Annotated in this window: 17 protein-coding genes; 10 read left to right on the plus strand and 7 right to left on the minus strand. The window is 64.0% G+C overall.

The annotated features are described in order from the left end of the window. Nucleotides 1–180: 180 nt before the first annotated feature. Entirely contained in the window at nt 181–1,218 is a 1,038-nt protein-coding gene (locus QRN07_RS14715) for an adenosine deaminase (protein ID WP_285241464.1), read from the minus strand. 304 nt (nt 1,219–1,522) lie between these two features. On the opposite strand from QRN07_RS14715, the gene QRN07_RS14720 reads away from it, so the two are divergent. After that, nucleotides 1,523–2,227, plus strand: coding sequence for a LysM peptidoglycan-binding domain-containing protein (locus QRN07_RS14720; protein ID WP_050683917.1), 705 nt, complete (start codon nt 1,523–1,525; stop codon nt 2,225–2,227). 311 nt (nt 2,228–2,538) lie between these two features. On the opposite strand, the gene QRN07_RS14725 is transcribed toward QRN07_RS14720, so the two are convergent. After that, nucleotides 2,539–3,126 (minus strand): hypothetical protein, encoded by a 588-nt coding sequence (locus QRN07_RS14725; RefSeq protein WP_050683918.1) that lies wholly within the window; start codon nt 3,124–3,126, stop codon nt 2,539–2,541. A gap of 154 nt (nt 3,127–3,280) precedes the next feature. Between QRN07_RS14725 and QRN07_RS14730 the strand changes: the two genes are divergently transcribed. The 5 genes from QRN07_RS14730 (at nt 3,281) to QRN07_RS14750 (ending at nt 9,389) form a co-directional block, all read left to right on the plus strand. Beyond that, a complete protein-coding gene (locus tag QRN07_RS14730) occupies nt 3,281–4,195 on the plus strand; it encodes an MSMEG_6728 family protein (protein WP_285241422.1) in 915 nt (304 codons plus the stop codon). Nucleotides 4,196–4,198: 3 nt separating this feature from the next. After that, entirely contained in the window at nt 4,199–5,059 is an 861-nt protein-coding gene (locus QRN07_RS14735) for an SDR family oxidoreductase (RefSeq protein ID WP_285241423.1), read from the plus strand. An 878-nt stretch (nt 5,060–5,937) separates the two neighbouring features. Then, nucleotides 5,938–7,797: an HNH endonuclease signature motif containing protein gene (locus QRN07_RS14740; RefSeq protein ID WP_350224294.1), complete on the plus strand. Its 1,860-nt coding sequence runs from the start codon at nt 5,938–5,940 to the stop codon at nt 7,795–7,797. Next, on the plus strand, nt 7,794–8,573 hold the full coding sequence (locus QRN07_RS14745; RefSeq protein WP_050683922.1) for an isocitrate lyase/PEP mutase family protein: 780 nt from the start codon (nt 7,794–7,796) through the stop codon (nt 8,571–8,573). The genes QRN07_RS14740 and QRN07_RS14745 overlap by 4 nt, the downstream gene beginning before the upstream one ends. Nucleotides 8,574–8,669: 96 nt before the next feature. Next, nucleotides 8,670–9,389, plus strand: coding sequence for a YqjF family protein (locus QRN07_RS14750; protein WP_082178141.1), 720 nt, complete (start codon nt 8,670–8,672; stop codon nt 9,387–9,389). On the opposite strand, the gene QRN07_RS14755 is transcribed toward QRN07_RS14750, so the two are convergent. Further along, nucleotides 9,386–11,872, minus strand: coding sequence for a Tex family protein (locus tag QRN07_RS14755; RefSeq protein WP_050683924.1), 2,487 nt, complete (start codon nt 11,870–11,872; stop codon nt 9,386–9,388). The genes QRN07_RS14750 and QRN07_RS14755 overlap by 4 nt on opposite strands. Before the next feature lie 130 nt (nt 11,873–12,002). Here QRN07_RS14755 and QRN07_RS14760 point away from each other — a divergent pair, with 130 nt between their 5' ends. Beyond that, entirely contained in the window at nt 12,003–12,320 is a 318-nt protein-coding gene (locus tag QRN07_RS14760) for a hypothetical protein (protein ID WP_050683925.1), read from the plus strand. A gap of 226 nt (nt 12,321–12,546) precedes the next feature. On the opposite strand, the gene QRN07_RS14765 is transcribed toward QRN07_RS14760, so the two are convergent. From QRN07_RS14765 to QRN07_RS14780, 4 genes are all read right to left on the minus strand, one after another. Further along, nucleotides 12,547–13,617, minus strand: a complete 1,071-nt coding sequence (locus QRN07_RS14765) for an alkene reductase (protein ID WP_050683926.1) — start codon at nt 13,615–13,617, stop codon at nt 12,547–12,549. Nucleotides 13,618–13,721: 104 nt separating this feature from the next. Next, on the minus strand, nt 13,722–14,510 hold the full coding sequence (locus QRN07_RS14770) for a hypothetical protein (protein WP_285241425.1): 789 nt from the start codon (nt 14,508–14,510) through the stop codon (nt 13,722–13,724). A gap of 135 nt (nt 14,511–14,645) precedes the next feature. Further along, complete coding sequence (locus QRN07_RS14775; RefSeq protein ID WP_350224295.1) at nt 14,646–15,446, minus strand: DUF6318 family protein; 801 nt, start codon at nt 15,444–15,446, stop codon at nt 14,646–14,648. Between the two features lie 134 nt (nt 15,447–15,580). Then, on the minus strand, nt 15,581–17,308 hold the full coding sequence (locus tag QRN07_RS14780; RefSeq protein WP_285241426.1) for a purine-cytosine permease family protein: 1,728 nt from the start codon (nt 17,306–17,308) through the stop codon (nt 15,581–15,583). Between QRN07_RS14780 and QRN07_RS14785 the strand changes: the two genes are divergently transcribed. The 3 genes from QRN07_RS14785 to QRN07_RS14795 are packed head-to-tail and all read left to right on the plus strand — an operon-like array spanning nt 17,190 to nt 18,408. Then, nucleotides 17,190–17,504, plus strand: coding sequence for a hypothetical protein (locus tag QRN07_RS14785; protein WP_285241468.1), 315 nt, complete (start codon nt 17,190–17,192; stop codon nt 17,502–17,504). The two genes, QRN07_RS14780 and QRN07_RS14785, sit on opposite strands and share 119 nt — an antisense overlap. Nucleotides 17,505–17,516: 12 nt before the next feature. Then, nucleotides 17,517–17,951 (plus strand): pyridoxamine 5'-phosphate oxidase family protein, encoded by a 435-nt coding sequence (locus QRN07_RS14790; RefSeq protein WP_050683928.1) that lies wholly within the window; start codon nt 17,517–17,519, stop codon nt 17,949–17,951. Nucleotides 17,952–17,979: 28 nt separating this feature from the next. After that, nucleotides 17,980–18,408, plus strand: coding sequence for a very short patch repair endonuclease (locus QRN07_RS14795; protein WP_285241427.1), 429 nt, complete (start codon nt 17,980–17,982; stop codon nt 18,406–18,408). Nucleotides 18,409–18,462 lie beyond the last annotated feature (54 nt).

Genomic DNA, 18,462 nt, shown 5'->3' on the forward strand with positions numbered 1-18,462 from the left:
CTGCAGGACCCCGGAGTGCCGGAACGGATGCCGCCCCGCAGTCCCAGGACACACCTGTGGCACCAAGTTTAGCGGGATGCAGGCACGCTCAAGGCCAGCCCCGAAGCGCCGTGTCCCACCTGTCACACGGCGCTACTTCCATCCCATTCGGCGGCTGCGGTGACGCCGGAAAACCCTGGACTACGGGTGCGGGACTTCTCCCCCATTGAGCTCTTCCAGAAGTTCCGCTTTCCGCTCCTCGGAAGCGAACGAGGAATGGATGGAGTTCGCTGCCAGCCGGGCCTTGTCGAATTCGGATAGTGCGAAGACGGCTTCAAGCTGGGCAAAGTTGTCGTCCACGTAGCCACCGAAGTACGCGGGATCGTCCGAGTTCACCGAGACGTTCAGGCCTGCGGCCAGCATGGCCGGCAACGGATGGTCAGCCAGCGTATCCACGGCGCGGAGCCGGACGTTGGACAGCGGGCACACCGTCAACGGGATGCGGCCATCCACCAGGCGCTCCACCAGGTCCGGATCATCCATGCAGCGGATGCCATGGTCAATGCGCTCCACTCCCAGCACGTCCAGCGCCTCGATGATGTACGACGCCGGGCCCTCCTCGCCTGCGTGGGCCGTCAGCCGAAGGCCCGCTTCGCGCGCCTTCGCGTAGAGCCGCTCGAACTTGGCTGGCGGGTTTCCCACTTCGGCGGAGTCCAGGCCGATGGCGGCAATCGGCGCACCCATCGCCAGCAGGTTGTCCAGGACCTCCAGGGCGGATTCCTCGGACAGGTCACGCAGGAAGGCGGCAATCAGCAGGGTGGAGACACCGAAGTCCTGCTCCGAGGTGGCGAGGACAGACGCGACACCGTTGACACAGGTTTCGAGCGCGACGCCGCGCGAGAGGTGCGCCTGCGGATCCATCATGATCTCGGCATGCCGCACACCGGCGACCGCAGCACGCTCCAGGTAAGCGCGGGTCATGTCCGCAAAGTCCTGTTCGGTCCGCAGCACGGCCATGTTCGCGTAGTACAGGTCAAGGAAGGACTGCAGGTCCGTGAATTCGTAGCGTTCGCGGAGCTCGTCCAGGCCCGAATAGGGCAACTCGAGGCCATTGCGTTCAGCCAGGGCAAAGATCAGTTCAGGTTGGAGGGTGCCCTCAATGTGCAGGTGCAGTTCCGCGACGGGGAGGAGGCGGGCCGGGACCAGGACGTCGGATTCGGTTTCTTCGGTTCCGGGCATGGCGGTACCAGCCGCAAAGTTTTCCATCCGGTCAGGATATTGCACCCGCGCCGTTCGCGCCCGTCCGGGAGGAGGACCACCAGCAAACACTCAGGATCGGTCTCGATTTGATAACGCCCAGGTGATGTCCTAGCGTGAAATGCATGCCCGCACGGCGGGCGAATGAGTGCCCGGTGCTGCCTACACCAGAACTGCCCAGCGGCAGCAACCGATAATTGACCTCTATTCGTCAAGAGGCGGGCAGTGGCGCGACAACCTCCGGGGACGGAGCCAGCGCTGGTGGGCCTTCAGGAGCATTACCACCATGAACAACACAGCATTCCGTACTGCCGCGCGCCGTGGACTCACTGTCGCCGCCATCTCCGCAGCGGGCCTGGCCCTTTCCACCACAGCCGCAAACGCCAGCGAACCTGCCTCCACGTGGGACTCCCTGGCGCAGTGTGAGAGCGGCGGCAACTGGGCCACCAATACCGGCAATGGCTACACCGGCGGGCTGCAGTTCAGCGCCGGCACCTGGGCCGCGTACGGCGGCACGGGCAGTGCTGCCGACGCCAGCCGCGAGCAGCAAATTGCCGTCGCCGAGAAGGTCCAGGCTGCACAGGGTTGGGGCGCATGGCCGTCCTGCTCATCCCAACTGGGCCTGAGCGGCGGAGCGCCGGCCGCACCGGCACAGGCAGCTCCCGTCCAGACTGCACCGGTACAGGCAGCTCCCGTTCAGGCGGCTCCGGCACAGGCAGCACCTGTTCAGGCTGCCCCCGTTCAGCCGCAGAGCATCCCGGCCCAGGCGGCTCCCGCACAGGCTCCTGTTGCCGAGGCGCCGGCGCGCCACGCCACGCCGGTTGCCTTGAGCGGCGAGACCTACACCCTTGAAGCCGGCGACACCCTGAGCATCGTGGCCGGCAAGCTCGGCATCGAAGGCGGCTGGCAGCACCTCGCAGACGCCAACCTCGACACGGTGTCCGACCCGAACCTGGTGTTCGCAGGCCAGGTCCTGCAACTCCCTGCCTGACAGCAACGCCTCTGGTGAAGCCCGTTCAGACCCCGGTGGCGCAGCCAGTCCTCTCTGAGGTGCCGACCTCTTTGAAGCTGCTGACTTGGCGGCCCTGACGTGGCGCCCCGGCCCTGGCACAACATCCAGCCTGTAAAGGCTCCCCAAACAGGTCGGCGATAGACAAATTCCGTTGACCGCAAACGACGCCGGCACAACCCCGCAAGGGGCGTGCCGGCGTCGTTCTTTAATGCTGTCTACCCATACTCACGGCGTCCTACCCGGGTGGACGTCCCGGGCCGACGCGGGGGATGCCGGTTGCGGCAGCGGGCTCAGGCGGCAGGCAACTCCCTGACAATGCGCACTTTCCAGGCAGCGTCGTCGCTCGTGTCCAGCAGTGCCACGGTGCCGTGCGCCAGGTTCAGCGCCACCCGCTTGGCGGCCAGCAGCTCCAGGTAGAGGTGCTCATTCATCCTGCTGGGCGTGTCGATCATGTACTTCACAGCGTCGCGGACCTTGCGGTAGTTGGCGCTGCGTTCCCGGTGCAGGTGCATGGCCAGCGCCGCCTCCTGCTCCAGCCGCGGCTCATGCTTGTTGATGAGGCTGACCGCTGCGTGGACTGCGACCACCAGGGTGAGGGACACGCCGTAGATCCACCAGCCGCTGGACAGCAGGAACAGGGGCAGGTTGGCGATGGCCACCACGGCGATGATGACGCGCAGCGCGGCGATCCGGCGCACCGTCCGTGCAACGGCCGCCATGCCCGCCAGGAACCCATTCTGCTCCGTACGGGCGGCCGAAGGATCGATGATGAACTCGTCCAGGACCAGGATGCCATTGGCCTCCGGGGGAAGCATCTGCCCGTAGCGCGGCAGCATTTGGGCGGTGCTTGGGGCAGGAGTTACAGGTGTTATTGTCATGATTAGCTTCCAGGACGCCGGGGTGTTGCGGGTATCTTAGTGTGCGGCGGCACCTCCGGTATGCATGGGTCCACATTGTGAACACCTTGTCTGTGGAGGTGTGGTCTTCGGCACTGCAATTGGCACATCCGGCCGCTGCCGTCAGACTGAATGGATGCAAACCTTCCTTCCGTACCCCGATTTCCGGCAAAGCGCCGCAGCACTGGACACCGCCCGGCTGGGCAAGCAGCGTGTCGAGGCGCTTCAGACGCTCCGCGCCCTGGTCATTCCCGGATACGGCTGGCAGACCCATCCGGCCGTCCGGATGTGGATGGGCCACGTTCCGGCCCTGACACTTTACGGCCTGGCCATGGTGGATGAGTGGGCCAAACGTGGCCACCCTGACAACACCCGGGCAAACATCACAGAGTTCGCCCCCCAGGCCGCACACCCTGATTATGTGGAGAAGATCGCCATGCCCTGGTGGCTGGGCGACGCCGATTTCCACCTGAGCCACCGCTCCAAGCTGGCGCGCAAGGAACCCAAGTTTTACTCCTCCGTTTTCACGGATGCGGTCCCGGACATGGATTACATCTGGCCGCTGCCCAAGCACGAATTCCTGCCGCAGGAACCGGAGGGCGATATTCTTTGGATCCTTCGGGACCCGCACGAGAACATCGATCCGCAGACGCTCGACACCGTCGCTCTTCCGCTGCCCCGGGCTGCTGCGGCAGCCGCCGCAGCAGCAGGTGGGGACGCCTACTCCCCCGTCTATGTGGAGGACGGCTCGCGCCGCCCGTCACGCCAGCCGCGGAAGGCACCACCAAAGCAGAAGGTGAAGAAGCCCACCCGCAAGCGGGCTGAGCAGGAAGCTGCGTTCAACACATTCCCCGGCAAGACTCCGGTGGCCGTCCCGTTCGAGGACGGCGCCAAGTTTGCTGTGGGTGAAGTAGTGGGCCGCCCCATCACTCTGGCGGATGGCCGGTTTGGCCGGAACTTCACCGTCAACGAAATCATCGACCGGTCAGCCTTCGCCAACCCGGCGCTCCTGCAGGACCCGCGCGTCCTGTTCCCGGTGGAGGCTCCGTAACCGGTGACCATCCTTTTGGCCGGGTGCGGCGATCTCGGAACCGAAGCGGGCCTGCGGTTCGCGGCGCTCGGCCACCGCGTGGTGGGCTGGCGCCGGACACCCGGCAAACTTCCAGCCGCCATCGAAGGTGTTGCGGCTGACCTATCGGCTCCGGGTCTGCCCTCAGTGCCGGCGGATACCACCGTCGTCGTAATTGCCGTCGCTGCCGACTCGCCAACAGAGGAAGCATACCGCGCCGCCTATCTGGGCGGTGTGGCGAACGTGCTTGACGCGCTGGAGCGCGACGGCGTCCGGCCGGCCCGGGTGCTTTTTGTATCCTCCACTGCCGTCTACGGTGACGCGGGTGGTGGTTGGGTGGACGAATCCACGCCAACGGCGCCCGGTGGGTTCTCCGGCCGGATCCTCGTCGAAGCCGAGGAACTGCTCAGGACGCGGCTAGCGGGGACGGGCACGGCTCCTGTATCACTGCGGCTGGGCGGTATTTACGGCCCGGGTCGAACGCGGTTGATCGACCAGGTCCGAAGCGGCGCGGCAGTGATTCCCCAAGAGGTCCGCTATACCAACCGGATCCACCGTGACGATGCGGCGGCTGCAGTGGTCCATTTGGCCACCATGGCCGCTGAGCCTGGTCCTATTTACGTGGGCGTGGATGACGACCCTGCAGATTTGGGGAGTGTCCTCAGCTTCCTGGCAACTCACATCGGCCTGCCCGAGCCTGCAGTGGGCGACGCGGGGCCGCCCCGCGGCGGAAACAAGCGCTGCAGCAACCATCTGCTGCGGGGCAGCGGCATGGAGTTTGAGTTCCCCTCGTTCCGCGAAGGCTACCGCGAGGTCCTTACGGGGAGCGGCGTCCGGCACCCGTAGCCGAGCTGCCTGGTTGTGCTGGTTTCTTCGCCTATTTCGAGGTCAAAGTTATCCACATACGAAAACATTGGGGAGAAACTTTAACCCGCGCTTGGGAAAATTGATGTATGGAAGCCCAAGGAGAATGGCCAGGCGAGATTGGCGGCACCGCCCAGCTGCTCCCGCTTGCTCCCCGGGCTGAAGACTTCCGCCACGGCCCGCACGACGCCGGCACTCCCCTCGCAAGCCCCGTCACGCCCCGCCCGTTCCCGGCCAGGTCCCCGGAGACTGCGCGGGGCGGCTTTCCCCTGCTCCCCTACTCAGAGATGACGCCTCCTGGCCGGGCTTTCGGGTCAGGGGCTACGGCTGGGTCTGAGCCTGCACCCTGGCCCGGGACTGAAGCTGAGACTGCGCCGGGTGCCTGGTCCGAGGTTCGTCCCTCGCCCCCGCCCGCGGCCCCGGCTAAGGAAGAGGCTTGGCCTGCACCCGCGGCACGCGAACGCATGGCTGGATCGTGGTCTGGTCCCCCGCCCGCGGCCCCGGCTGAGGAAGAGGCCTGGGCTGCGCTGGCGCCCACGGCTCGGGCACGTGCGGCTGGATCGTGGTCTGGTCCCCCGCCCGTGGCCCCGGCTGAGGAAGAGGCCTGGGCTGCGCCGGCGCCCACGGCACGGCCTGCACCCGCGGCACGGGAACGTTTGGCTGGATCGTGGTCTGGTCCCCCGCCCGCGGCCCCGGCGAAAGAAGAGGCCTGGCCCTCTCCTACGCCCACGGCACGGGCACGTGCGGCTCAACTCTGGCGTGATCCCGCGTCCGGGTCTGTGCCTAACAGTGAGGCTGAGCGCTGGGCTCGACAAAGTGACGCTACTGGTTTTGCCAACGAATTGGCGCGGCTTGGCCAAGTGCTCGCCGCAGCAGCGGGCGCGGCTCCCGAAGCACTCGCTACTGTGGGCTTTGCAACTGCAGCCGATGTGGCCGGAAGCATCGAAAGCCTCTCGCGGACCGTTGAGTATCTCCAACTACTCGCCGCCGATGCGGTGGATCGGACACGCACCGCGGCCGTTGCAGCAGCCCGCGACAGCCTTGGCGCCTCAGGCAAAGCAGGGTGGGTGACGGGCTGGGACGCCAAAGGTGTTGAAACGCTCAACGAAACAGACGCGGGCTGGCCGCGGGCGGTTGTACCGTCCCCGAATGACGACGGCACCAGAAACACCGCGGAGTTCCTTCGCGTGCGGCTCCGGATCTCCGTCAGGGAAGCCCGGCGCCGGCTCAACCTCGCGCATCAGATCCTCCCCGCCACAACGCTTACCGGAGAACAGCTTCCGGCACCGCTCGAGCACCTTGCAGCGGCTTTTACCAAGGCAGGTACCGGCTGTCCCGGGAACACGTCAATCCCGGCAGAGACTGTCGACCCCGAGGACCTCAATGTTCCCGCGGACACCGCTGCCTCGGAGTCGGCGGCGCCCAAAATTTCCTCGTATGCCGCCACCATCATCGCCTCCACCTTGGACCGGCTTCAGCACAGCGCCAATGCTGAAATCCTCGGACAAGTGGAGCAGCATCTCACGGGCATAGCCAGCAAATCAGACCCGGACGTCCTGGTCCGGGTTGCCCAAAAGTGGGCCGAAACCATCGACGCTGACGGCAGTGAGCCCACAGAAGAAGCCCTGCGCCACACCCAGGGCGCATTCATCCGCAAACAACGGAACGGTCTGCACCACCTCGAAATCTTCGCCACCACGGACCAGTTCGAACACTTCCTCACCGTCATGAACGCAGCCACCAACCCGCGAAGCAGCACGCCCGGCACAGACAGCAGCCCGGACAACCCCAGCTCAGACAGAGGTTGCGCCAGCGAAGCCGTGTCTCCCAACAGTGCCAGCGCCAACGTGTGGCGGGAGGCTGAAGCAAATCTTGAGCGGCGCACGCGCCCGCAGCAACAACTGGATGGCCTCGTCTGTGGCCTCAAAGCCGGGCTGACCACCGCGCTCCTGCCTGTAACGGGCGGCAACCGGCCCCAGATAATAGCGACCATCGACCATAAGGATCTCTTTCCGGTACGGTCTGACGGCGACGATTCCAGCCGGCAGTTCAGCGGATCAAACTTCGGAAAAACCTTTGGCGTCCGTCGCACCACCAATAGTCGCACCACCAATAAGGGCGCCACTACGGCAACGGCCACCCCAGACGCGACGGCCAGCAACGCGAATACCCTGCGAAGCCCTTCCGGAGTTGGTTCCACGAACGGGACAGGGGCTGGGGCGTTTGTGTTCACTGGACCGGTCGCTGCTGCCACCTTGCGGAAGATTGCCTGCGATGCGGACATCATCCCCGTAGTTCTCGGCAGCCGAGGCGAGATTCTCGACGTCGGTCGGAAATCACGTCTGTTCACGCAGGCCCAACGGCTCGCCCTCATCGCCCGCGACCGGGGTTGCGCCTTTCCTGACTGCACCATTCCGGCGCCATGGTGCGAAGCCCACCACATCACGTACTGGTCCCAAGGCGGAACCACTGCGGCGGACAATGGTGTCCTGCTCTGCTCACATCATCACCACATCATCCATAAGGAGCTGTGGACCATAACCGTCGCCGGCGGCATCCCGACCTTTATACCGCCACGCCATATCGACCCAACCCGAAGCCCACGGCACAACCGCTATTTCAAGCCGCCACCCCCGCCTGAATCATTGCAGCCAACGGCCAGCAAGCAGCAGGCGTTGCCCCGCCAGGCAGCAGGCAGATCAACTAGGCTTCAGTCATGACTGCAACTACCGCCGCAAAGGCCTCTGAACTGCTCCGACTCCACCAGTCTGCCGAAATTCTCCAAGTGGTCAACGTCTGGGATGCCATCAGCGCCAAGGTCATTACGGATGTTCCCGGAACGGTGGCCTTGGCTACGGCCAGCCACTCCATCGCCGCATCGCTGGGCTACGAGGATGGCGAAAACATCCCGGTCGACGAAATGATCACGGCGGTTGGCCGCATCGCGGCGGCTACCCACTTGCCGGTTTCTGCAGATCTTGAGTCCGGCTATGGCAACCCGGGTGAAACAGCCCGGCGGGCCATCGGTGTGGGCATCGTGGGGGCAAACATCGAGGACCAGATGCGCCCGCTGGCCGACGCCGTGGAACAGATGTCCGCTGTCGTCAAAGTAGGTGCCGCCGAAGGCGTCGACTTTGTGCTTAACGCCCGGACCGATGCCTTCCTGAAGGCTGCAGACCGTGACCCTGCGGATGTCCTGGCTGACGCCATTGAGCGCGGAAAAGCGTATCTTGAAGCCGGCGCCACCAACGTTTTTGTTCCCGGCCTTCTTGATGAGGCAACAGTCAATGCTTTGGTATCCGGCATCGGATGGAACAAGGTCTCGGTCATCAATGTGCCCGGCTCCCTTGCACCCGCAAAACTGCAGGAACTGGGCATCTCACGGATCTCCTATGGTCCCTGGACCCAGCGGGTGGCCTTGACTGCTCTGGCCGATGCTGCAGCGGAACTCCTGGCCAACGGCCAACTCCCCGCCGGCACCCGGCCGCTGAACTAAGGTGGGCTCCGCCTGGAGCTTCGTATGGCAGAGACGGTGAACACTGCTGACGAGACCGGCTGGCCAAGCCCGCCACCGCTGTCGGGTTTCCCCATCATGGATCAGCGTTGGGAGGACGCGGTCTTCCTGCACTGGCGGATACCGGAATCAGCGGCCGGCCTCCACATGCCAGCCGGGGTGCGGCCGGACACTTTTGACGGCAGCGCCTGGGTGGGCCTTATTGGTTTCCGGATGCGGCAGGCGGGACTGGGCAGCGGTCCCGGGATCCCGTATTTCGGAAGCTTCAACGAAGTCAACGTCCGCCTGTACTCCCGGGGGCCGGACGGGGTCCGGGGCGTAGTTTTCCGCAGCCTCGATGCCGACCGCCTCGCCGTTGTGATCGCGGCCAGAGCCGCAGGAGTCCCATACGTCTGGTCCCGTATCGGTTACCGGGGTGCGGGGACAGATCAGGGCGCCAGGGGATACACGGTCCGCCGGTTCGGCCAAGACGCCGCCCACAGCACCTTCGACGTAAAGCCGCTCCGCAGTGAAGTGGCCGACGATCCGCTGTCCATCCATCTCACGGCTCGGTTCGGCATGCACAGTGCGTTCAGGGGTAAGTCATTTTATGTTCCCAATACGCATAGGCCTTGGCCTTTGTATCGAGCAAAAGCCGGTTTGATCTCAGATTCCCTGGTGTCCGCAGCAGGACTGGGTGTTTCCGGGCCACCCGAATCAGTGCTGTACTCACCCGGCGTCCACACACAGTTCGGGCGGCCGCGCTTGCTCAGTGCAGCTGCCGCCGGGCCGGTCCAGAGGACAACAAGCGGCAGCTAATTGCCCAGCCCTGCTTTGCGGAGTGCTTCCGCCATGGCGGTGTCAGCAGCTGCAGCCTGCGAAGGCCTCGCAGGTACCTGCCGGCGGGGAAGCGGCTTAGCGCTTGCTGTACCTTCCGGACCGCTCGTATCCTTGTGCTGCCCACGGCTGCGCTTGTTTGACCCGCTTCGGTCAGGTCGGGCCGATCCGGTCCCCGACGCCTCCGCGCCGTCCTTTGCCCGGCGGCCGGGACCAGCAGGACGGCCGGGCCGGTGACCGCCGGCGGACGGTTCGTCGTCGAGCCTTAATGTCAGGGAGATCCGCTTCCGCTCCGGGTCAGCCTCCAAGACTTTGACGCGGACCACCTGCCCGGATTTGACCACTTCGCGGGGGTCGGACACAAACCTGTTGGCCAGGGCCGAGACATGGACCAGCCCGTCCTGGTGGACACCGACATCCACGAATGCACCGAACGCCGCAACGTTGGTGACGGTTCCCTCCAGCACCATCCCGGGACGAAGGTCGGAGATCTTCTCAATCCCTTCGGAAAACGTGGCTGCCGCGAAGGCGGGCCGTGGGTCCCGGCCGGGCTTGTCCAGCTCAGCGAGGATGTCTTGAACGGTGGGCAGGCCAAACGCGTCGTCCACAAAGTCCCGCGGATCCAGGGCAGAAGCGGGAGCCGACCCGGCAGCCACCAGGATTTTGCGGGCCACCGAATACGCCTCCGGGTGGACACTTGAGGCATCCAGCGGCTCTTTGCCACCCGTGATCCGCAGGAAGCCTGCGCACTGTTCGAACGCTTTGGCACCCAATCGTGGAACCTTCTTCAGATCCGCACGGCGGGCAAAGGGTCCGTTTTCGTTACGGAATGCCACAATGTTTTCGCTCAGCAAAGGCCCCACGCCGGCCACCCTGGCCAAAAGCGCAGGCGAGGCCGTGTTGACGTCCACGCCCACCGCGTTAACGCAGTCCTCCACTACCGCGTCGAGGCTGCGGTCCAGTTTCGAGGCAGTCACGTCGTGCTGGTACTGGCCCACGCCAATGGATTTGGGGTCAATCTTGACCAACTCGGCCAGTGGGTCCTGGAGCCGCCTCGCAATGGACACGGCGCCGCGAAGGGAAACATCCATACCCGGCAACTCGGCAGCGGCCAGCGCGGAGGCCGAGTAGACGGAGGCGCCGGCCTCGGAAACCACGAGTTTCTGAGGTGTCCGGTCCACGTCCGGCAGCTGCTTGATCAGCTCGGCCGCCAGCTTGTCTGTTTCACGGGATGCCGTCCCGTTGCCGATCGCTATCAGCTCGACGGAGTGCTGCCGCGCCAAACGGACCAGGGCGGCAAGGGACTCATCCCACTTCCGGGCGGGGGCATGGGGGTAGATCGTGTCGGTAGCCACCACCTTGCCGGTCCCGTCCACCACCGCGACTTTGACGCCGGTCCGCAGGCCAGGGTCAAGCCCAAGGGTGGCGCGGTTCCCTGCAGGTGCCGCCAACAGGACGTCGCGCAGGTTTGCGGCGAATACACGGACTGCTTCGTCCTCCGCCGCAGCAAACATCCGGCCGCGCAGGTCCGCGGTGAGCCGGGACAGCACGCGGGATTTCCAGGCAATCTGGGCAGTTTGCATCAGCCAGGTGTCGGCTGGCCGGCCGCGCTGGGCAACCCCGAGGCACTTGGCCACCGCCGATTCATAGCGAATGCGGGCGGCGGTGAGGCCGGCGTCGTCCGAGGGATCCGCCTCGGTGAGGTCCAGTTCCAGCACCCCGTCTTTTTCGCCACGCAGCAGCGCGAGCACGCGGTGGGAGGGCATGCCGGCCGGAGCCTGGGTGAAGTCGAAATAGTCAGCGAACTTTTGGCCATCCGATTCCTTGCCCTTCCGGACGCGGGACACCATACGGCCCTGAGTCCACAGCCGCTCGCGCAGGGTGGCTGCGAGATCCGGGTCCTGCGCCACGCGTTCCACCAGGATGGCCCGGGCTCCGGCCAGCGCGGCCGAAGCATCCTCGATGCTGTGTTCGGAGCTCAGGTAGCGTGCCGCTTCGCGCTCCGGATCCAGGTCCGGGCGCTTCAACAACGAGTCAGCCAGTGGCTCGAGCCCTGCCTCCCGCGCAATCTGGGCCTTGGTGCGCCGCTTTGATTTGAACGGAAGGTAGATATCCTCGAGCCGGGATTTGGTGTCCGCGGCAAGGACCGCTGACTTCAATTCAGGGGTCAGCTGTCCCTGGGCCTCGATGGCGTCCAGGATTGCCCGGCGCCGGTCCGCCAGTTCCCGGAGGTAGCGGAGCCGTTCGTCCAGCTCGCGGAGCTGCGTATCATCAAGCGTCCCAGTGGCTTCCTTGCGGTAGCGGGCAATGAACGGCACGGTTGACCCGCCGTCGAGCAGGTCCACGGCGGCCTTGACCTGCCAGGCTTTGACACCCAGTTCCGCGGCGATCTGGGCGTGGATCGAAGAGTCCGGCCCTGATGCGGCAGACGGTGCGGAGGACGGGGCGTGCGGCAGTTGAGTCACCTGAACATCTTGCCCTACCCGCTCCGCAGGCTCCACCGGAGCCGGGCCTTTAGCGGCATGGTGCAACCGGTAAGGGTATTCCGCTCCCGCCCGCAAAGTGCTGTAGTGGAGGTGCCGTCACAGGCACTTAATGCTCGAGGAAGAGGCCATCATGCGCGAACTGCTTATCGTGTTTCAGGAGGGGTTCGAGGAAGCCAACATCACCGTGACGGTCAACGGCAAAGAGGCGCGCCGCGACCTCGGGGTGTCCACCAACCCCATCCTCGGCATAGCGTCCGAGGTGTCAGTTGAGCTGCCGGCCAAGGGCGCGCAGGTTGGGGTTGAGGTGACTAACCGCGGGCTGAAGGCCATCACAAAAGTGAGCGGCAAGCCCAAAAGCGTCCTCGTCTCAATCGCCGACGGGCGCCTGGTGATGATGGAAGGAACAGGACGCGAGGCTGTGCTGTAACAGGTTCGATCAACACCAAAAATGCTGGAAAAAGGCTGGATTGCGGGGTAAAATTTCATCACCGTCGGCACTCTACGGATACCCGGCGGGCCACCTTGAACACATGCGCCGAAGTCGTCGGATGGCATCGGCATCAGCTGACGGGACAGCACACCGGCCAGCACTAACGACGGCGGCACCCAACTTGGGTGCCGCCGTCGTCATGCCTGTGCTGCTTGTGCCGTGATTACGCCGAGTAGGCCGGGTAATCCGTGTAACCCTCGGCTCCGTCTGCGTAGAACGTGGACGGGTCGGGTTCGTTGAGCGGAAGGCCTTCCTTCCAGCGGCGGGCCAGGTCCGGGTTGGCGATCGCGGGTCGGCCCACAACAACGGCGTCAGCGTGGCCATCCTCCACGAGCGAAACAGCCTCTTCCCTCGACGTGATCACGCCAAAACCGCTGTTGACGAGGAACGTGCCACCGAAGCGGGCACGGAGATCCTGGACCAGCTCACCGGCCGGATCCTGGTGCAGCACGCTGAGGTACGCGAGGTTGAGCGGGGCGATGCTGTCCACCAGCACCTCGTAGGTGGCCCTGATGTCCGCGGCGTCTACCTCGGACGTGCCCTGGACGTTGTGCTCCGGGGAGAGCCGGATGCCGACCCGGTTGGCGCCGAGTGCTGCCACCACGGCGTTGGCCGTCTCGATGACGAAACGCGCCCGGTTTTCCGGCGAGCCGCCATAGCTGTCCGTGCGGACGTTGGTGTTGGGTGCAAGGAATTCGTGCAGCAGGTACCCGTTGGCCGAGTGGAGCTCCACGCCGTCGAATCCTGCTTCGACTGCGTTCAGCGACGCGGTGACGAATTCCTGGATGACGAGGGGAAGTTCGTCAGTGGTCAGTGCGTGCGGCACGGGGTAAGGGAGCTTTCCGAGAGGGGTGCGGACGTCACCCTCGATGGCAACAGCGCTGGGAGCCACGATCTCGTGGCCACCTGTGATGGCCTCGTGCGAGACCCGGCCGCCGTGCATGATCTGCGCGAAGATGCGGCCACCTTCGGCATGTACGGCGTCCGTGACCTTCTTCCAGCCGGCAATCTGCTCATCGGTAACGATCCCAGGCTGGCCCGAGTAAGCCCGTCCGGCGGGCGATGGGTACGTACCTTCGCTGACGATAAGGCCCAAGGAGGCGCGTTGCCGGTAGTGCTCGACGACGAGGGGGCCCGGGATGCCTGCCTCGCCGGAGCGGACACGGGTCAGGGGTGCCATAACCAAACGGTTCGGAAGCTCAAGTTCGCCGAGGGTGAGAGGTGAAAACAGCATGCGCAGATCCTTTCAAAGGCTAAGTTGTTCTGCTTCTGCCAACGGGCGCGCTTGAGCGGCTATTCCGGATGCGACCGGGATCACAGCCCGCACCGGGTCTTGGGTCAGCGGGTTCCGACGACTCCCGGGCAGCCTTGGCCCTGCGGATTTGTGATGCAGTCATCGGCGTAGTTTCTGGTCAGCGAGCGCCAGACGCTGACGGTCCGCGGTGGCGCGCCGAACAAGCCCTGGCCTGGAATGGGCAACGCCGGGCCGGCATTCACTGAGTACGTCCCGCGGAAGGAAGTGGTGAGGACAACCTGGAAGTCACCGGTGGCCATGTACGCGTGACTGGTCCGGGTTGCCTCGCCCCATCGGTCCTGCGGGAGCGGCCCGCCCATGGATGGCTGAGGGCCGAAAACGGTACCGTCGCCGTAGTTCCACGTGTACTGGACTGGAGTAGCCACCACGTGCACCGGCTGGCCGAACATCGTTACATCGAATGCCTGTTCCGTGGTCTCTGCGTAGAAGTTCGTCTCTGCACCCCTGAGTGTGTGCGGGCTTGGTTGGGCAACGACCGTTCCGGCGTTCACTGGCAGATTCTCGAACTGTTGCTGGATGTCCGCTGCGATGCGCAGCAGCACGTCCTCGGGTTGGGCATCGTAAAGGCAGGTGGGGCCGGAGTAGTAGGACCAGACGGCGCCGGGGACTCCTCTGGGCCGGGACAGCCAGGTTACGGGTATGCCATCCGTACCGTCCGGACCGTTGGTGCAGTCGATTTGCCTGGCAAGACAGGGGGTATCGAAGTCGCCGCCACCGAGGTGGCATTGGAGTTCGTATTTGTATTCGTTGGGGTCGGTAGGAACGTCGCCGGGCGCTATGGAAATGAATCCGCCAGTACCGGGGTCGAACACCCAGCCCACAATCTCGGCACCGCTTGACCCCCAATGTCCCTTAGGTGGACGATCCTCAGCGTACGCAGCTGTTGGCACGGCCAGTACGCAGAGTAGAAATCCGATGAGAAGCGTATGACTGTGTCCATTCACGTGTCAGCCCACGATCGGTTCAACAGCATCCACGAACCAGGCTCCATCCCGAAAAAGGGCAAGCACTAGAGTTCCTGAATCTGCCGGTTTTGGATCTTCGCTGTCCAAAGTACCGTCAGCATTGAAGTAACTCAGCCTTTCCTGTGAAACTTGCACAGCAACCTGATAAACACCATTCGACTCGCGGTAGGTTGTGTTGACTACAGGCGTAGTAATCCGTCCGCCCGCGAGCCAGCGCCCGTCACTATTCCATCCCTGTTGAACTTGTTTAGCCTGCTGACACATTGCGCATACGGGGTTCGTCAGGACCGAAATTTCTGCGACGTCACCTGTCTCGTAGCCGTAGCTCAGTAGTTCAAACCAGTACCTCGTAAACGCCTCTAGACCTTCCTTGGTCCGGGTCTTTGCCACTTCCGGAAGCACGGGAACTGGGACGTTTTGGGCCGGACCGGACGCGTCCGCGGGCTTGTAGGCGCCGGACGGGGTGGCCGTGGGGGTAGGGGTGGCACTCAAGGTTGCCGACTCGCTTGGACCCGCCGATGCCGTAACGGACGCACTCGATGTCTGGCCGGGAGATCCGCCGGAGTCGCATCCGGCGAGCACCAGCAGAGACCAAACCAGCAGCGAGCACACCAGCACAGTCAGGGCTCCGGGATTCAGGCCTCGGGGCCAAACAACGCTTGGTGATCTCATGGGCGCTAATCCCCCGAATCGTAAGAACGGCGTCATCCCCCCGAATAGTGCCTTAAGAGTAACCCACGTCACAGTTATGTGATCAAAGTTATCCACAGCTAAGAACACCATCACACTGAGCACTGGACGCAGCCCGGCCGAAACACGCGAGTCAGCACAATCCGACGAAAAGTCCTCCACAAGCCAGCGAAAGCCGGCACCCAACGGGCACCGGCTTTCGTCGTCTGAGGGTAAGGCCTAAGCCACTACTTCTGCGGCGGTAGCACCAGCTCCCCTGTCTTGTCGGTGGACAAGGCGAGCGAGGACACGTACTGGGGGCCGCCGTCGGGCGCATTTTTGGCAGAACGAACCATGTCGGGCCGTTCGAATTCGATGCCCGTTACGTGGCAGAGGAGCTTGGCGTCACTGGGATTCCCGTCGGCGTCGAACATGGGCAGATCGATGCCGTCATCCGTGCGGCGTAGATAGTAGCGGCCTTTCGTGGCCAGTGCCAGCACAGGCGGGAGGACCAACGCCAAACCCACCGCAAAGATGGGCGAGAACGGCTGGATGGCAGTACCGAAGGCTCCGAAGAAGACCGCAATGGACACCCCAGCGGAAACCAGCATGGACACAAATCCCACCGGGTTCACTGCGTAGAGCATGCCCCGGCGGAACTCCGGCACCTTCGGGGAGATCTTGAGCAGGTACTTATTGATGGCAATGTCGGACGCCACGGTGACCACCCAAGCCATGGCGCAGTTCGCGTAGAAACCGAGGATGGTGTTGAGGAAGCTGAACATGTTGGCTTCCATCAGCACCAGGGCGATCAGCAGGTTGACCACCACAAAAACCATCCGCCCCGGGTACGTCTTGGTGATGCGGGTGAAGCTGTTGGTCCACGCGAGGGAGCCTGAGTAGGCGTTGGTGACGTTGATCTTGATCTGCGAGATGACCACCAGCACCACGGCCAAGGTCATGGCGAGCCAAGCCGGCATCATCTCCTGGTACACGCCAAGGAACTGGTGCACGGGCTCGTTGGCTGTCGCGGACGCGGCCGGGTCCAGCGACGCAATCAGGTAGATGGCAATGAACATCCCCACAATCTGCTTGATGGCCCCAAAGATGACCCAGCCCGGTCCGGCCAGAATCACTGCCCGCCACCAGGCGCCCTTGTTCGCGGCGGTTTTGGGTGGCATAAAGCGGAGGTAGTCGATCTGCTCGGCGATCTGGGCCATGAGCGACAGGCACACGCCGGCAGCCAGCATCACGGACGCCAGGTTGGGCCCGCCGTCGCCCGACGCCCCGGTGTACGCGAAGAACCCGTCGATGCTCTCAGGGTGTGACATCAGCAGGTACCCCACCGGCACCACCATCAGCAGCAGCCACAAGGGCGTGGTCCACACCTGGAGCTTGGCCAGGGTGTTCATGCCATAAATCACCAACGGGATGATGATCACCGTGGATGCCGCGTACCCCAGCCATTGCGGAATACCGAGTCCCAACTCAAGGCCCTGGGCCATGATCGAGCCCTCCAACGCAAAGAAGATGAAGGTGAAGGTGGCGAAAATGATGTTGGTGACCACTGAGCCGTAGTAGCCAAAGCCGGAACCGCGGGTAATCAGGTCCAGGTCAATGTTGTAGCGCGCTGCGTAGTACGCCAGCGGAAAGCCCGTCGCGAAGATGATGATTGCAGCTACCGCGATGCCAAAAATGGCGTTCACAGTGCCGTAGGCGATGCCGATGTTGGCGCCGATGGAAAAGTCGGCGAGGTAGGCGATGCCGCCCAGCGCACTGGTCGCAACCACGCCGGCGCTCCACTTCCGGTAGGACCGCGGCGCGAACCGAAGCGTATAGTCCTCGAGGCTCTCTTTCGTGGCATTCAGCGCGGCCGCGTTCGTTACGGTTTCAGTCGCGGGTGAAGGCCCGACGCCGGAAGGTCCAGGAGGCATCACCGCTTCCAGCAGTTGCGTATTGGGTTTATCGCTGGTCATATTGCGCGTCGCTTTCGTCGCCGGATTGGGTCTGCTGCGACGTTATCCAGCGCGGGATACGGGCTGGTCACAGGCCTGTTTCGGCCGCGTTAAGAACTTCCGGGACGGGAGTCTCACTTTTGCGGGGCCCCGCAAAACAACCCAGGCGCTGGATTCGAATTTCATCAAAACCCTAGCCAATTTCTACAAGTCGTAGAAGAATGGGGACATGATGTTTGAACATAAGGATGGCAATCCGGTCCTGGACCTCACCGACGACCAGTCCTGGCATCTGGTGGACAACACCAGGCACGGGCGGCTGGTGGTTTCCGTTGCCGGCGAACCAGATATCTTCCCCGTGAATTACGTGACCGCCGCGAGGAAGATCTACCTGCGGACCGCCCCGGGCAATAAGCTCGCCCAACTCACCATCAACGACGCCGTACTTTTTGAAGCCGACGGTGTCCTCTCCGACGAAGCCTGGTCCGTAGTGGTCCGGGGCAAGGCAAGGGTGCTGAACACCTCCGCCGACTTGGCTCCCGTGGAAGAGCTTGGCCTCCAGTCCTGGGTGCCAACACTGAAGGACTTCTACGTCGAGATCGTACCGGCGTCCGTGAGCGGCAGGCATTTCCAGCTCGGCCAGCAGCCGGAACGAGAGATCTAAAGCCCCGTGACCACCTAACGGACTGGCCATGTCGGACAAGCTCTCACCCCAGCAGCGCAGCTGGAACATGTCCAGAATCCGCGGCAAAAACACCAAACCGGAGTTGCTGGTTCGCCGGCTGGTGCACGCCAAAGGCTACCGGTTCCGTCTCCCTGGGAGGTCCGGGTCGGTCCGGCTCCCTGGCAGGCCTGACCTTGTATTCGCAGGCCGGCGCAAGGTCATCTTCGTCAACGGCTGCTTCTGGCACTTCCACGACTGCCGCGTGGGCCAGCACGCACCGAAGGCCAACGCCGAATTCTGGGCGGCCAAGCGGTCCCGGACACGGGAGCGGGACGCGGAGCAGCGGAAACAACTCCAGGAGGCGGGCTGGGATGTCCTCACAGTGTGGGAATGCGAGCTCAGGGACAGCTCAGCGCTGGAGTCAACACTGGAGAATTTCCTGGATTCCCGGACCTGACGCCGCAATCTTGAGCCAATCCTGGGCTCCGGCGCCCAGGTTCTTGATGCGTGC

Origin of the sequence: Pseudarthrobacter sp. MEB009 (assembly GCF_030208875.1) — a bacterium.
Classification (GTDB): domain Bacteria; phylum Actinomycetota; class Actinomycetes; order Actinomycetales; family Micrococcaceae; genus Arthrobacter.

Excerpts from the sequence above, each read along its gene's own strand:
- QRN07_RS14760 (WP_050683925.1), top strand. The coding sequence starts at position 12,003 with ATGCTCGAGGAAGAGGCCATCATGCGCGAACTGCTTATCGTGTTTCAG.
- QRN07_RS14715 (WP_285241464.1), bottom strand. The coding sequence starts at position 1,218 with ATGCCCGGAACCGAAGAAACCGAATCCGACGTCCTGGTCCCGGCCCGC.
- QRN07_RS14795 (WP_285241427.1), top strand. The coding sequence starts at position 17,980 with ATGTCGGACAAGCTCTCACCCCAGCAGCGCAGCTGGAACATGTCCAGA.
- QRN07_RS14775 (WP_350224295.1), bottom strand. The coding sequence starts at position 15,446 with ATGGTGTTCTTAGCTGTGGATAACTTTGATCACATAACTGTGACGTGG.
- QRN07_RS14750 (WP_082178141.1), top strand. The coding sequence starts at position 8,670 with ATGGATCAGCGTTGGGAGGACGCGGTCTTCCTGCACTGGCGGATACCG.
- QRN07_RS14720 (WP_050683917.1), top strand. The coding sequence starts at position 1,523 with ATGAACAACACAGCATTCCGTACTGCCGCGCGCCGTGGACTCACTGTC.
- QRN07_RS14730 (WP_285241422.1), top strand. The coding sequence starts at position 3,281 with ATGCAAACCTTCCTTCCGTACCCCGATTTCCGGCAAAGCGCCGCAGCA.
- QRN07_RS14725 (WP_050683918.1), bottom strand. The coding sequence starts at position 3,126 with ATGACAATAACACCTGTAACTCCTGCCCCAAGCACCGCCCAAATGCTG.
- QRN07_RS14780 (WP_285241426.1), bottom strand. The coding sequence starts at position 17,308 with ATGACCAGCGATAAACCCAATACGCAACTGCTGGAAGCGGTGATGCCT.
- QRN07_RS14745 (WP_050683922.1), top strand. The coding sequence starts at position 7,794 with ATGACTGCAACTACCGCCGCAAAGGCCTCTGAACTGCTCCGACTCCAC.
- QRN07_RS14765 (WP_050683926.1), bottom strand. The coding sequence starts at position 13,617 with ATGCTGTTTTCACCTCTCACCCTCGGCGAACTTGAGCTTCCGAACCGT.
- QRN07_RS14790 (WP_050683928.1), top strand. The coding sequence starts at position 17,517 with ATGATGTTTGAACATAAGGATGGCAATCCGGTCCTGGACCTCACCGAC.